The sequence below is a fragment of the Yersinia kristensenii genome (assembly GCF_900460525.1).
GTDB classification, from domain to species: domain Bacteria; phylum Pseudomonadota; class Gammaproteobacteria; order Enterobacterales; family Enterobacteriaceae; genus Yersinia; species Yersinia kristensenii.
The window spans coordinates 207,969-220,406 of record NZ_UHIY01000001.1 but is presented as its reverse complement, the minus strand read 5'-3'; the positions used below and the strand labels follow the sequence as shown (position 1 = coordinate 220,406).

Below are 12,438 nucleotides of genomic sequence, written 5' to 3'. Positions count from 1 at the left end.
TGGTTTTTGAAAGCACACCCAGTTTGTATTTGCTCGCTTACCCGATGGATGTCCAAATATTGGCGGTACCGGCGACAGTTTAATAATGTCGCGGGTAGGGATATGCACTTCATTCCACTTAAAAATGAGAGCCCCCCCGGCACGTAATACGCGGAACGCCTCAGCAAAGCCTTTGGTAAGGTCATCTTTCCATGACTTATGAGGATGCCGTATTTCTTCCCCTGCCAACCCTCTGGCCCACAATGGGTAAGGTGAGGTGGGTCGAAGACAACGATCTGGAAAGTATTATCGGCAAACGGTAACTGACGAAAATCAGCAATAAGGTCTGGTGCAATCTCCAGCTTACGGCCATCACATAAAGTGTGACTTTCGGCACGGATATCTACGAATACAGCGCGCGGATCGGCACGGTCAAACCAGAACATGCGGGAGCCGCAGCACATATCTAAAATCGACTTATCCATCATGGCTCCTGCTTACGGAGTGAACCTTTGTATTCAGGCTCTGGTTTAAAACTAGGCTTGCGGATGATGTTCTTTAAAATCTCCGTCCAATTCTTGCGGCAGTTCACCACCCAGCGGCCATCATCAGTATCAAAGAACCCCTTTCTCACTGGTTCAGCCAACTGCTCTAATACCTCACACGGAATGGCGATAGCGCTACAACCGCAATTGTAATAGCCAAGGTTAGAAAGAATTTTTTCTTCAGAGTACCGGCCCGCTGATTCAATTCGGCCTCGATAACCTGAGTCATTTTCAGCCCATAAAATAACGTATGAATCGCTCCGCTGATTGTGGTTAAGGCTGATAACAAAATATTCCTGATTAGGTTTCTTCATTGGTTTCTACCTTATCGCCTAGTGGCCACACGCAGACGTTCAAAAATTGCTGCTGCAAAAAATCTTTCTTCGCCAACATCACATGCCGCAAAATATTCATGTGCTGCTGTTACTGCTGCTTGATGCTTAGTGAGAAGCACCATTTTTAATGCTTCAAGATGGCTGCGATCTTGGTGGGCTGCTAACGCTTCCGGATCGAATTCGATAGAGCGTAACCAGTAGCAAACTGGCCCGTCCTCAGTGTCATGAATTGAAGCCAAAAACCAACCATCTCCCGCAGGTGGTTTGGGTTGCCACAAACTGACATCACAGCCAACGGAGTCGAATGCCGCCTGCAGCTCTTCTGCATTTTCTTCGTTTTCCATCCAGCTCATCGCGCCAGTAACACGGTTACGCATTTTCCACGCATAGAATTCACCTTCAACGCCGAACTCATTACCATTTGCTGGCTCAAAGAAATCTGGATGAGTCCAGAAACCCAATGCATCACGGGAGACTTGTACCGCTGTAATTGTCTTGATCATCACTGTTTCCTCGCATAGAGAACGCCATCCACCGGAAGGCATTCATATTCAGGTGGTAGACCTTGTTGCTGGATGTCTGCCATGCAATTCTTATCATCTGGATAGACATAGCCCTGAGGCTCGTATTGGCACGGCTGGAATGTGTAGCAGACGAGTAGAAATAGCCCGTACATCATGATGCTATGACCCCGGTTAGCTCATTGAAACGCGCCAAGAAAGCGATCCGCGCATCCCGTGGAGACATTGGCACTATTGCCATTTCTGCCGGGGGAATACCGGCCAACATTGGCCACTCTTTATCATCATTGATTTCCAGCTCCTGCCGTTCAGTGGCTAACATGACCAGATCGCAGTAGTGAACAACCTCGGACATTTCGGCGGGTAAGCCAAATGCTTCACGAACGACGATATCAACCTGCTGCTCAATTGCCTGGTAATCAGGTAGTAGCCGCTTAAGAGGTGAGGGGATATCTTTGCAATATGCCTCGGTTGCATCGTGCAGCAGGGCTTCAAGTGCAAATTCTTCCGGCACAATCTGGCTTATTAACAAGCAGTGCTGGGCTACAGAGTAGAAATTAGGTAGGTGACCAGCAAAACGGCATTCATGTGATAACGCCTGAGCGATATCTTCAATACAAATGCTGCTGGCCAGTGGTTTTAAATAATCAAAGTCCAGCCCTGAATAAGTCGTAATATAGGACATAAATATACTCCACACGGTTTTTAGGTAATACCCCGCAAAATACCCCATTGCTGGGATATTTGAAGTGATACTCTTTAATTAAGGCTTAATTAATTACGCTTTGAATTTACCAATAAAGGTTTCAACTTCGACGCCTTTAAATTTAGCAGTAAGCAATTCAAGAAACTCTACGGCAATCTTTTCTTCTTCCGCTTCTAATTGAACAATACGCAATACTAAAACGGGAACATTGCCACCAGTGAGAATGCTATAGCGTAATTTAAAACGGCGTTCGCTTAATCCCTCATAGGGAATACATTTAAATTCAAATGCTGCGGGCATGACATCTTTGCTTTTGGCTTCAACACTTTCCATTACAGATCGTTTAGCGCTGAAATCTTGGTCTTCATGATCAGCAGAGCTGGTTTGTTCGATGGTAATGCGTCGAACTGCACCAACAGCTTTCTTTATATCCAGTACCACGCCATCAGCATCAAAGGCCAGCAGGAACTCACGGTAATCTTCCAACCATTCAGCAAGTTCTTTCTGAGTCTGTTTGCGACCATCAATATTAAGCAGTTCACGGAATGGGGCGGTTTTCTTGAGAGACAGGCTGGCGGTGTTATCGGCATGGCCGGGATTTTCCAGCGTGCCAATATTGAAGATGGTTTCTGCGCGCATTTCATCTGCATCAATAAAGCAGCGAACACCGTCACCCGCATAGCCAGATGAATATTTTACATACTCATCAATACTGCTGGTTTCCATTACACCACGAAAGCGGTAACGCTCTAGATTAAATTGCTCAAGACTTTTAACGGCAACACCAGCAGGTAATGCAATGGTATCGCAAGCTGTGGAAGATAATTGTTTTTCAATAATTGAAGTTAAAACCATATCGCGAATTTGGGTGATGGCTGATGAATCTAATTGTTGAGACATATAAAGTCCTTAAAAAATATAATTTGGTGATGGCGATTAAATTAATTAACGGTCTTTAGTTTTCCGTCAGTCTCGCCCTGAATTGTGAATAACTGGCCCTGATCTTCCTGCATAATTGCCAGCTTACCGCCTTTGCCAACATACATAGGCGTTTCGGTTGTATCTTCTTCGGATGATTTACCGCGTGGCGTTGGGGTGGTGAATTTAAGTTTATGGGAGATCATAACGCGCTTTTCGTCTTTTGAATTACTCATGCGAGATAAATCAAACTTAATAGTTACCTCTCCTTTACCGCCATTATTTAGAACGCCTAGCGCGGCAGCATTTAAAGCAGCAGATATTTTATTTTCGAAAATACCGGCATCCAGTTCACCAAGAAATTCCGGTACCACGGTTTTTCTTTCTTCACTCATTGGGGTGATCCTCAGTAATGCAGTTTGCACTGCGTTGTTTACTCCACACACAGAGAAGCACTCCGATCCGGGGGCTTTATACTGTACAGGTTTAAAGGAAAACCCGTCCGGAGCACTTCTCTCTGTGTGAAAAGGGCGGCTGGCCTAATCTGGTGTTGGCAGGCGCAGCCGCTAAAGACACAGCACTGATTAACAACAACGGTAAGAGCACTCAAAACCTGCCGCCGATCTGCCCACAAATACGGTTTGTACCAGTTCCCTGTTTTAGCGTCCTGCTTTGGGCACTTCCCCAGCCACTGGTATTCGTAAGTTCTATGCGGGTTCCATCAATGCTCTTACCGTTGCATCCGATTCAGCCCTTAGTGGCCATCTTGATAAATTCAGCTTCATACTTCACGAACGGCACATAGAAGATTGTCAATTCACCGGGCTTATCACTTTGTTCGTAACCAGCGGGTGAGAAGATTTTGTCGAACTTAACCGCGGCTTCCCGCACTGCTTGTTCTTCACCTTCGAGGCACATCAAGACGCGCATTTTGCCGATTGTTATTCCTTTGGTGTCGCCTTGGTATCTGTAGCCTTTCATGCCTGTTACTCCACACTGTTAACCCTACGAATAAGTGCCGGGATTTTTAACCACGCCCGGCGCGTGGTATCTTGGTGGTGCTTAATCAACCAAGAAGGAACTTTTATGAACTCTGAAGACAGTCAGACGATCAACCACTTACTTATTGAAATTAAAAAGCTGAAAGAGCAAGTTGCAGACCTTCAATTTCGCGCTGATAAATCATTTAACGAAGAGATTGCATTAATGATGGTTCTCTCCGCTACTGCCTACGCGTTAGATAACAACGCTAAAGAAAGGGCTAAACTTGCTTTCGAATCGATAAAGAAAAGCAGTGCTGACAAACCCGATCCGGTTGAGATTGCTTCGGCGTACGCTCAGCTTCTATTCGCCGATCAACCCAATCCTTCACATAACTAGCAAGCTTTTCAAAACCATCAAGGGTAACTTGGTCTATCGGTTGCCCTTTCTCAAATCGAACCGTTATTGTCTTCTGTGAAATTTCCCGATCAAAATTAACAATTTCAGACTTTTCGGCGGTATTCTGATTCGCCTTATCAGCAATTATTTTCACAGATAAGGCGATGCAATCAGAACATATCGCTGCGAACTTACTCGCTACCAGATAGGTGAGTTCTTCGCTGGGCTTTTCGCAGAAAGAGCAAAAGACTTTCGCATTACCTTTTTCATTCACTCCGCCAATGTCCATCAAGCCACCTCGTTGTGTGTTCGCTGTTGATGAATCAAATCATGCTACTTAAAGTAGTTAAAATCAACTACAAAAAGTAGAAATAATGAAAGTTTTCAATGTAAATAAGCTTACTACCTGATTTTTAGGCATAAAAAAACCGGCATAAGCCGGTTTTTATTTGAAAGGGAGGGAATTCTAAGAGAAGTCGTTAAACTTGAGGGGTAAGTGCTTTATAAGTTTACCGAAAAAATAAAGTTCATTCATTTCATTGGCTTCAATGAAAAAAGGTGGATATTTGTCGTTATCAGAAAGAACTGATAATCGTCTCCCTTTCACCTTTTGCAGTCGCTTGACGAATGTTGAGTCTTCGAAATTGAACACATAAACACCATCACCATTGAAGTGATCTATTTTTGTGTCAATAAACAGTAAATCGCGTGGGTGCAGAGTTGGCATCATACTGTCACCATCAACATTCATTAAATGTATTCCATCCAATGACTTACGGCCAAATAGCTCATATATTTTATCTTCAGGTATTTCAATAGAGCTTATCACTGCGGGAAATTCATTGTTGATATAGCCATGACCAGCTGAGGCGAAAACTTCAAGTTGCCTTAGTTTTACTACTTTCGAGTCAGCTTCTGTATCTCTCCCAGTCATGGTTCCGTAATCTAGGAACGCTGGAGAAACGTTCAAGTGATCCGCAATCTTCAGCATCTTCTCATCTCGCGGCTTAGCGGTACCCAAGGTATAGCGCCGCGCCATCTCATAAGAGACACCACTTAGCTTTGCCAGGCTACTGACGCTGATTTCATGCTTGCTCATCAGTGAGTTCAGACGTGCCGCGAAATCATCGTACTTAGTTTCATTTTCTACCATGAGTAGAAGATTACAACCGCTACTAATATTAGTCATTTCTATTTTCGGTTGTTGATTTTAGCTACTTTAAGTAGCATTATCCCTTTTGTGGAAACTATAGGAGGGCGTAATGTCCAGTAAATGCAAAAACATCACTGACCGGGCAATTAGAGCTGTTGGCTCATTGTCTCGCGTATCTCGGGCTTTCGAGTTCAAGTCTGTTCAGTCCGTCGCTAATTGGATTATCAATAACCAAGTACCTGCTGACCGGGTAATCCAACTCTGCGCCATGGGAAAGTGGGAAGTGACACCTCATGAATTGCGCCCAGATATCTATCCAAATCCTCGTGATGGTATGCCGCAGACGGATGCAGCTTAACCAATTTATTTAATCGGCATCACCACCAAAGAGAGAGAAACATTGTGGATAACAAAGACTTTCCAACTCAGCCGGATATTAGCGACGCGATACACCAGCTGATCACTCAGACGCCGGGCAAGTATGGCGCGATGGCTAAACAGTTATGTCCACTGTCCGGTACCGAGAATGCGCTTCGTAACCGGGTACGGCAGCTGGCGGGGCAGGTAGTGCCGCTGGGGATGGCAGTAGAAATGGAATCAATCTCTGGCCGTTCCGACATTACCGAAGCCATGTGCAAGCGAGCTGGTGGTGTGTTTGTGAAGCTGCCGGAAGTGAATGACATTGGCAACGACGAGCTACTGATCAAATTTAACGATCTGCTGGTGGCTTTGGGAGATTTTGGCCGTGCTCATAACGAATTTACATCAGATGGCATTTTAGATCGTGATGAAACTAAGCGGCTGAAAGCTAAGGGGTATAAAGCGCAGTCGATTATTGCAGAGATTGTGGCGGTGACGGTGATGTTATGGGGTGACGCCCCAGTGTGCGGCACTGAGGCGTCGGGTGCATTAACTAAACGTGTGGAGTAACTAACGCATGAACATTGTAACTGCTAAACGATCCACCCCGCAACTACGCTGCTTGCCTTTGGTTGGGATGTCTCCGTTTCGTTATGTGCTGAGAATACCGGGCAGTTGGCATCCTGTCACCCACAGCGCGGTTACTTATGTTGTGGATACATTTCAATTTTTGGCGCTGCCTGCGCCAAAGGCCTTGATATGAGCCGGATATTTGATGTTATTCAGGCTCTCTCTGGGCAAAAGAATGTCATTGTCATTCCTGCACCTTATTTGGATTTTTTCAAAGGTGATCAGCAGGCCCACATGTTAGGGGCAATTTTAAACCAGTTGGTTTATTGGTCTGGCATACCATCTAGCCTCAACGATGGTTGGTTTTATAAGAGCTATGACGAATTAGCTGGAGAGATTAGGGGCGTTACTGCTGATCAGGTTCGCAAGGCAACAAACAAGCTCATCAGCAACTACCTCCCCGGTGTTATCGAAACTGCAACGCGTAAGGTAAACGGCACGCCGAAAAAACATTATCGACTTGATGGCGATGTATTAATTGCCAAGATATTCCCGCCAGCCGTGGAAGTGGCAGCATTGCCGAATGGAAACGGCAGTATCGACGAATCAAAACGGCAGAACAGCCAAATAGATTCGGCAGAAAAGCCACTCGGAAACGGCAATGAAGCCGAATCTTATCTCTATACAGATCAGTACACAGATCACTACTTACAGATCAACAAGACTATTGGTCAGTCGCCTGCGGCAACCGACCCACAGCAAGTTGATTCTTTAAAAATCGATTATTCAGCGGTGTTGGAGGCTTACCACGCAACGCTGCCAGAAATGCCTGGAGTGCTGGATATGACGAAAGACCGTCAAACAAAGCTTCGTGCTCTCTGGAAAAAATACGATCTCAATCTGGAAAAATGGTCTGCCTATCTGCGTTACATCTCAAAGAAATGCCGTTGGATGCTGGAGGACCGCCCTGACACATCATCGGGTAAGACGTGGCGCCGCAAGAACTTTGATTATCTGATTACTGAAAAATGCTATCTGGCCGTGAAAGAAGTGCGGGCAGATGATCTACCAAAAGTGCCGAAGATGGACACGGTTACTAGGCAAGAAGCGTTTGACCGCCTGATATTACGCCACGGCAAGGCACAAAACACAGTAGAGAAAACAGCACTTTCCATGGCTGGCGGTCTTGGTCGTATGAATGAAACCTCAGCACGAATTGAATGGAACGGCATCTGGGCCAAGGCACTTGATCAGGTCAGTGAGAACGAACTTCGGAGGCTTGCATCATGACATATCAAATTATTTATGCAGATCCGCCGTGGACTTACCGTGACAAAGCTAATAGCGGTAAGCGTGGTGTAGATTTCAAATATCAGACCATGGATCTTGCTGATATCTGCCGTTTGCCTGTGTGGGAGCTGGCGGGTGATAGTTGTTTGTTGGCTATGTGGTGGGTACCGACTCAACCACTTGAGGCTTTAAAGGTTGTTGAGGCCTGGGGTTTTAGGTTGATGACTATGAAAGGCTTCACCTGGCACAAGACCAACAAATTAAAAGGGAACAGCGCTATCGGAATGGGCCATATGACCCGCGCCAACAGTGAAGACATGCTATTTGCAGTAAAAGGGCGGTTGCCTGAGCGTTTGAATGCGGCAATTTGCCAGCACCAGACCGCGCCACGTGGTGAGCATAGCGCTAAACCCGATATTTTCCGCGATCTGCTTGTTTCTTTGTTGGGTGATGTTCCCCGCATTGAACTGTTTGCCAGAACACAGGCCGAGGGCTGGGATAGTTGGGGTAATGAGTGCATCAATAGTCTGGAATTAACTCCTGCCACTATTCTGACTGCACCACAAAACCAGCCACAAAATATTCCTGAAATTATTCCGGTACCGGAAACCGGCAACACCGTCTGGCCGGTCGAAGTGAATCTGTATTTCAGCAAAGTGCCTGGTGCTGTCGCATTACCCACTGACCTACAACATAAAATCTTAGGCAATATCAATCGCATGAAATTAGACGGTATTCCGTCTGACGCCATCATTGCCGCCGCCACAACACTCACCGCCGCTATGGGAGCAACAGCATGAAAGAAATCATCGTAGATAATTTTGCCGGTGGCGGTGGTGCTTCTACCGGGATCGAAATGGCAACCGGCCGCAGTGTTGATATCGCCATCAATCATGACCCGAACGCTATTGCTATGCACACCACCAATCACCCCGACACGCTGCATTACTGCGAATCAGTATTTGATATAGACCCAATAGCAGCGACCGCCGGCCAGCCAGTTGGTCTTGCGTGGTTCAGTCCTGATTGCCGCCATTTCAGCAAGGCCAAGGGCAGTAAGCCCGTTAAAAAAGAGATTCGTGGCTTAGCGTGGATTGTCGTGCGCTGGGCTTTGTCGAAAAAGCCTCGAGTAGTGATGCTGGAAAATGTCGAAGAGTTTAAAACGTGGGGGCCGCTGATTACTGCTGAAGATGGTACTGAACACCCTGATCCGGCCCACGCTGGTGAAACATTCGCTGCATTCGTTGGCATGCTGACCACGGGCATTGATGCCGATCACCCAGCGTTATTGGAGTGTTGTGAAGTATTAGGTTTTGATATCAATAGTATAGATGCTAAACGACTGCAGTCTGGTTTGGGATACGTCGTTGATCACAAAGAACTTCGGGCCAGTGATTATGGTGCACCGACCATTCGTAAACGCTTCTTTATGGTTATGCGCTGTGACGGGAAACCCGTGGTATGGCCGGAGCCAACTCATGGTGATCCCAAATCTCTGGACGTTCAAAGCGGACACCGCGCACCGTGGCGAACCGCCGCTGAGTGTATTGATTGGTCAATTCCTTGCCCGAGTATTTTTGAGCGTAAGAAGCCGCTGGCCGAGAATACTTTGAAGCGTATCGCGCGCGGCATTCAGCGTTTTGTTATCGATAACCCCACGCCGTTTATCGTGAAGTGCAACCATACCAGCAGTAAAACTACCTATGACTGTTTCCGGGGGCAGGCGCTGGATCAGCCATTGCAGACCATTACTAAAACTCATGGTTATGCGGTTGTGACCCCTCATATCACTAAATTCCGCTCTGGCGCCACAGGGCAGGAATGCGACGAACCACTGCCAACAATCACCGCTGGTAGTTCTATTCGCCCTGGTGGTAATGGTCATGCGCTGGGAATGGTTGAAGCAAAGCTGACCCCGTTCATTGCCCGCATTGGTCAGACTGGATTTGGTGGCGATCGCATGGTGTATGAAGCGGGTAAACCACTGACGACAATCACAAGCAAGGCTGAGCATCTCCTTGTTGCCCCAATCATTGCCCGTGAGTTTGGCAATAGCGTGGGGCATGCGGTTGATGAGCCAAGCGGCACTATTACGGCGGGCGGCGGTGGCAAGTCTCGTCTTGTTTCTGCGTTCTTAGCTAAACACTTCGGCGGCAACTATACAGGCTCAGGCGCTGATCTGAATCAGCCAGCCCACACGGTAACAACTGTTGATCATCATGCTTTGGTCACATCCAATCTCATTAAGATGCGCGGTACAAATACAGGTCAAAAAGTTACAGAACCGCTTCAGACTGTCACGGCCGGTGGGAATCATTTTGGGGAGGTTCGCGCCTTTTTACTGAAATATTACGGCAACGAGAAAGATGGAGTTAGCCTGGGTGATCCCCTGCATACTGTTACGACCAATGACCGGTTCGGGTTGGTCACGGTTGAGGGTATTGATTATCAGATCGTCGATATTGGCATGCGTATGCTGCAACCCCATGAGTTATACGCCGCGCAGGGCTTCCCGACCTGGTACATCATCGACCGCGATTACACAGGTAATAAATATGCAAAAGACAAGCAGGTTGCCCGCTGTGGTAATGCGGTGCCACCGCCGTTTGCTGATGCGCTGGTTCGTGCCAACTTGCCAGAAATGTGCGTAGAACGTAAAGAGGTGGCGGCATGAGGGCGCTATTAACTCCATTCATTCAGCGGGAGCTGGGCGTGGTGATATTGAAGCCTGGAGTTGATTTATTGCCGTATATGTCCGGGCGCTTGCTGGTGGCCACCGAGCCGGAAGAATTTAAATCTCTTCCCTCTGGGGCGCTGCCGGTAGCCATTCAACAGTTAGCTAATGATCCGCGACTGTTACCATTCTTTGAGCATGAACGGGTTATCAATGCTGCTGGTGGACATCGATTGCTGGCGACGTGGGTTAAGCAGCTGAAAGAGTGCCAATGGCATGATCCGGATGATACCCACGTTCAAAATCTTACGACATTGAGTTATGGCCAGCGTTCAATTCGTCTTTGTTGGCATCATGATAATAAGTTGAGAGAGCATACACTCCCACGATTAGAACAGTTAGCAACCAGCAATCTCATCAGCTGGATAATATCGACAATATGTAGTCATTTTCGGCTTCCCGAGGGCCACCAGCTAACAATGCCTGAGCTGTGTTGGTGGGCTGTCGTTAATGAGGTTTCCGACCAGCTCCCTGACTCAATTGCTCGAGCAAGTTTGCGGATGCTGCCAGCGGTGATGAAATCAGGGCCAACGAGGGAGAGTGATATCACTTGGACGCCAAACCCGACACAAATCATTGAAAACAAAGTTGAGCAGGTTAAGAAAGTACTGGCACTGAAAATTGATGATGAGCCACCAGCAAGCTTTATGCGTATTCCTAAGCGGTACCGGTGGGAAAGCGCCAAGTGGCTCAAGTGGGTTAAATCCCAGCAATGCTGTGGGTGTGGTAGTTCTGCTGACGATCCCCATCACATCATCGGTCACGGTCAGGGTCAGGGTGGTATGGGTACCAAGGCTCACGACCTATTTACCATCCCTTTATGCCGTCTCTGTCATGACGCACTGCATGCTGATATGCATACGTGGGAAGCGGAGCACGGTAGCCAGGTTGTGTTGTGGTTTCATTTTATGGATCGGTCTATATCGATCGGGGCAATGGCCTAATGGTCTTAATTGTGTGGAGTAAAACTATGAATTCAGTAAACGGTATGCGGACCGGTTACAGCAGTTTGGAGACGTTAGCATGAGAGATATTTCTATAGTATTAGAGCGTTGGGGCGGCTGGGCTGCCAGTGATAACAGTGGGGTAGATTACTCTCATATTGCTGCGGGTTTTAAAGGCTTATTGCCATCAAAGTCACCGAGTAGGCTTTCATGCTGTGACGATGATGGAATCATCATTGATAGCTGTGTTGCAAGGCTTAATAAATTCAAACCAGACGAGTATGAGTTGCTAGTTATGCACTATCTATACAATGTATCACTCAGGTCGATTGCACGTAAGCGTAAGTGCTCAGATGGCACTATCAGAAAAGAGATGCAATTAGCCGAAGGGTTTATTGGTGGGTGTTTAGCTATGCTGGAGATAACTCTCAACCTAGATATCTAAGTGTCGGTTGTCTCAGTAATGGAAGGTGAGGCTATTCTTATTTTTCCTGAGTTATAGTCTTGCCTTAGAGTGGCAATTTGCATTCTTGTTGCAGAGTATATTTTTGTAGCATTCGCTCTAGTTTCCTCATCAGCATACTTATCATTTATAATGGATTTTTGCTCTTTCATATCACGCTTGAGTCCCGCCCTTAGTTGTAAAACTTCATGTGGCTCAATTAATCGACAATAAAGCTGCATATAAATAAAAGAAATTAGCGAGCTAATTATTGGGACTAATAATGTAACCACTTCTTGTTGAGGGCTATCGAGAAATCTAGTAAGTCCAATTAATACAGAACCTACAGCAGCAGTACCCAATACGCCATTCCGAACGCTAGTTGCAGTTTTATCGCCTAGGTTAGAGTTCAAGCCTTTCTCCTAGATATTTCGTCAAGTTGTTGAACTATTGGAGTATTAGAAGAAAGGTCTAAAGTTATTTCGCTAACAACCTCGCTGTTATGTATGTGTTTCACAATCAAAATCTGGTTTTTTCTCAATTTTCCCGTGAGGTAGTATG

General features: G+C 46.5%; 17 protein-coding genes and 2 pseudogenes. 9 read left to right on the top strand and 10 right to left on the bottom strand.

Annotated elements, in window-relative coordinates; translation table 11 throughout:
* Positions 1-3: 3 nt before the first annotated feature.
* From DX162_RS01035 to DX162_RS01005, 7 genes and pseudogenes are all read right to left on the bottom strand, one after another.
* A pseudogene (locus tag DX162_RS01035) lies at positions 4-467 on the bottom strand (class I SAM-dependent methyltransferase); the annotation flags it as partial.
* On the bottom strand, positions 464-838 hold the full coding sequence (locus tag DX162_RS01030) for a hypothetical protein (protein WP_032819791.1): 375 nt from the start codon (positions 836-838) through the stop codon (positions 464-466). The pseudogene DX162_RS01035 and the gene DX162_RS01030, both read right to left, overlap by 4 nt.
* A gap of 11 nt (positions 839-849) precedes the next feature.
* Positions 850-1,362, bottom strand: a complete 513-nt coding sequence (locus DX162_RS01025; protein ID WP_004390441.1) for a hypothetical protein — start codon at positions 1,360-1,362, stop codon at positions 850-852.
* Positions 1,363-1,534: 172 nt separating this feature from the next.
* Positions 1,535-2,065 carry a hypothetical protein gene (locus DX162_RS01020; RefSeq protein ID WP_004390444.1) on the bottom strand — a complete coding sequence of 177 codons (531 nt, stop codon included), beginning with the start codon at positions 2,063-2,065 and terminating at the stop codon, positions 1,535-1,537.
* Between the two features lie 93 nt (positions 2,066-2,158).
* The gene (locus DX162_RS01015; RefSeq protein ID WP_004390445.1) at positions 2,159-2,986 is read right to left on the bottom strand and encodes a YfdQ family protein; all 828 of its coding nucleotides are present in this window, start codon (positions 2,984-2,986) and stop codon (positions 2,159-2,161) included.
* Between the two features lie 41 nt (positions 2,987-3,027).
* A complete protein-coding gene (locus tag DX162_RS01010) occupies positions 3,028-3,399 on the bottom strand; it encodes a hypothetical protein (protein WP_032819792.1) in 372 nt (123 codons plus the stop codon).
* A 352-nt stretch (positions 3,400-3,751) separates the two neighbouring features.
* Positions 3,752-3,985, bottom strand: coding sequence for a hypothetical protein (locus DX162_RS01005; protein WP_032819793.1), 234 nt, complete (start codon positions 3,983-3,985; stop codon positions 3,752-3,754).
* A 105-nt stretch (positions 3,986-4,090) separates the two neighbouring features.
* Here DX162_RS01005 and DX162_RS22240 point away from each other — a divergent pair, with 105 nt between their 5' ends.
* Complete coding sequence (locus DX162_RS22240; RefSeq protein WP_004390448.1) at positions 4,091-4,384, top strand: hypothetical protein; 294 nt, start codon at positions 4,091-4,093, stop codon at positions 4,382-4,384.
* On the opposite strand, the gene DX162_RS22885 is transcribed toward DX162_RS22240, so the two are convergent.
* Positions 4,266-4,673: a ClpX C4-type zinc finger protein gene (locus DX162_RS22885; RefSeq protein WP_071777606.1), complete on the bottom strand. Its 408-nt coding sequence runs from the start codon at positions 4,671-4,673 to the stop codon at positions 4,266-4,268. The genes DX162_RS22240 and DX162_RS22885 overlap by 119 nt on opposite strands.
* Before the next feature lie 177 nt (positions 4,674-4,850).
* Complete coding sequence (locus DX162_RS00995) at positions 4,851-5,573, bottom strand: LexA family transcriptional regulator (protein WP_004390449.1); 723 nt, start codon at positions 5,571-5,573, stop codon at positions 4,851-4,853.
* A 73-nt stretch (positions 5,574-5,646) separates the two neighbouring features.
* On the opposite strand from DX162_RS00995, the gene DX162_RS00990 reads away from it, so the two are divergent.
* From DX162_RS00990 to DX162_RS00955, 8 genes and pseudogenes are all read left to right on the top strand, one after another.
* Positions 5,647-5,895: a transcriptional regulator gene (locus DX162_RS00990; protein WP_004390451.1), complete on the top strand. Its 249-nt coding sequence runs from the start codon at positions 5,647-5,649 to the stop codon at positions 5,893-5,895.
* A 44-nt stretch (positions 5,896-5,939) separates the two neighbouring features.
* The gene (locus DX162_RS00985) at positions 5,940-6,467 is read left to right on the top strand and encodes a YmfL family putative regulatory protein (RefSeq protein ID WP_004390453.1); all 528 of its coding nucleotides are present in this window, start codon (positions 5,940-5,942) and stop codon (positions 6,465-6,467) included.
* Between the two features lie 7 nt (positions 6,468-6,474).
* Positions 6,475-6,660: a hypothetical protein gene (locus tag DX162_RS00980; RefSeq protein ID WP_032819794.1), complete on the top strand. Its 186-nt coding sequence runs from the start codon at positions 6,475-6,477 to the stop codon at positions 6,658-6,660.
* Positions 6,657-7,757 carry a hypothetical protein gene (locus DX162_RS00975; protein WP_004390455.1) on the top strand — a complete coding sequence of 367 codons (1,101 nt, stop codon included), beginning with the start codon at positions 6,657-6,659 and terminating at the stop codon, positions 7,755-7,757. The genes DX162_RS00980 and DX162_RS00975 overlap by 4 nt, the downstream gene beginning before the upstream one ends.
* A pseudogene (locus tag DX162_RS00970) lies at positions 7,754-8,296 on the top strand (MT-A70 family methyltransferase); the annotation flags it as partial. The gene DX162_RS00975 and the pseudogene DX162_RS00970, both read left to right, overlap by 4 nt.
* Before the next feature lie 257 nt (positions 8,297-8,553).
* Positions 8,554-10,431 (top strand): DNA cytosine methyltransferase, encoded by a 1,878-nt coding sequence (locus DX162_RS00965; protein WP_032819795.1) that lies wholly within the window; start codon positions 8,554-8,556, stop codon positions 10,429-10,431.
* Positions 10,428-11,435, top strand: a complete 1,008-nt coding sequence (locus tag DX162_RS00960; protein WP_032819796.1) for a DUF968 domain-containing protein — start codon at positions 10,428-10,430, stop codon at positions 11,433-11,435. Before DX162_RS00965 ends, DX162_RS00960 begins: the two co-directional genes overlap by 4 nt.
* A gap of 79 nt (positions 11,436-11,514) precedes the next feature.
* Complete coding sequence (locus DX162_RS00955; RefSeq protein WP_032819797.1) at positions 11,515-11,880, top strand: antiterminator Q family protein; 366 nt, start codon at positions 11,515-11,517, stop codon at positions 11,878-11,880.
* Here DX162_RS00955 and DX162_RS00950 read toward each other — a convergent pair.
* The gene (locus DX162_RS00950; RefSeq protein ID WP_032819798.1) at positions 11,877-12,290 is read right to left on the bottom strand and encodes a hypothetical protein; all 414 of its coding nucleotides are present in this window, start codon (positions 12,288-12,290) and stop codon (positions 11,877-11,879) included. The genes DX162_RS00955 and DX162_RS00950 overlap by 4 nt on opposite strands.
* Between the last annotated feature and the right edge of the window lie 148 nt (positions 12,291-12,438).

Excerpts from the sequence above, each read along its gene's own strand:
- DX162_RS00995 (WP_004390449.1), bottom strand. The coding sequence starts at position 5,573 with ATGACTAATATTAGTAGCGGTTGTAATCTTCTACTCATGGTAGAAAAT.
- DX162_RS01015 (WP_004390445.1), bottom strand. The coding sequence starts at position 2,986 with ATGTCTCAACAATTAGATTCATCAGCCATCACCCAAATTCGCGATATG.
- DX162_RS00975 (WP_004390455.1), top strand. The coding sequence starts at position 6,657 with ATGAGCCGGATATTTGATGTTATTCAGGCTCTCTCTGGGCAAAAGAAT.
- DX162_RS00980 (WP_032819794.1), top strand. The coding sequence starts at position 6,475 with ATGAACATTGTAACTGCTAAACGATCCACCCCGCAACTACGCTGCTTG.
- DX162_RS00990 (WP_004390451.1), top strand. The coding sequence starts at position 5,647 with ATGTCCAGTAAATGCAAAAACATCACTGACCGGGCAATTAGAGCTGTT.
- DX162_RS01020 (WP_004390444.1), bottom strand. The coding sequence starts at position 2,065 with ATGTCCTATATTACGACTTATTCAGGGCTGGACTTTGATTATTTAAAA.
- DX162_RS01005 (WP_032819793.1), bottom strand. The coding sequence starts at position 3,985 with ATGAAAGGCTACAGATACCAAGGCGACACCAAAGGAATAACAATCGGC.
- DX162_RS00965 (WP_032819795.1), top strand. The coding sequence starts at position 8,554 with ATGAAAGAAATCATCGTAGATAATTTTGCCGGTGGCGGTGGTGCTTCT.
- DX162_RS00960 (WP_032819796.1), top strand. The coding sequence starts at position 10,428 with ATGAGGGCGCTATTAACTCCATTCATTCAGCGGGAGCTGGGCGTGGTG.
- DX162_RS01025 (WP_004390441.1), bottom strand. The coding sequence starts at position 1,362 with ATGATCAAGACAATTACAGCGGTACAAGTCTCCCGTGATGCATTGGGT.
- DX162_RS00955 (WP_032819797.1), top strand. The coding sequence starts at position 11,515 with ATGAGAGATATTTCTATAGTATTAGAGCGTTGGGGCGGCTGGGCTGCC.
- DX162_RS22240 (WP_004390448.1), top strand. The coding sequence starts at position 4,091 with ATGAACTCTGAAGACAGTCAGACGATCAACCACTTACTTATTGAAATT.
- DX162_RS22885 (WP_071777606.1), bottom strand. The coding sequence starts at position 4,673 with ATGGACATTGGCGGAGTGAATGAAAAAGGTAATGCGAAAGTCTTTTGC.
- DX162_RS01030 (WP_032819791.1), bottom strand. The coding sequence starts at position 838 with ATGAAGAAACCTAATCAGGAATATTTTGTTATCAGCCTTAACCACAAT.
- DX162_RS01010 (WP_032819792.1), bottom strand. The coding sequence starts at position 3,399 with ATGAGTGAAGAAAGAAAAACCGTGGTACCGGAATTTCTTGGTGAACTG.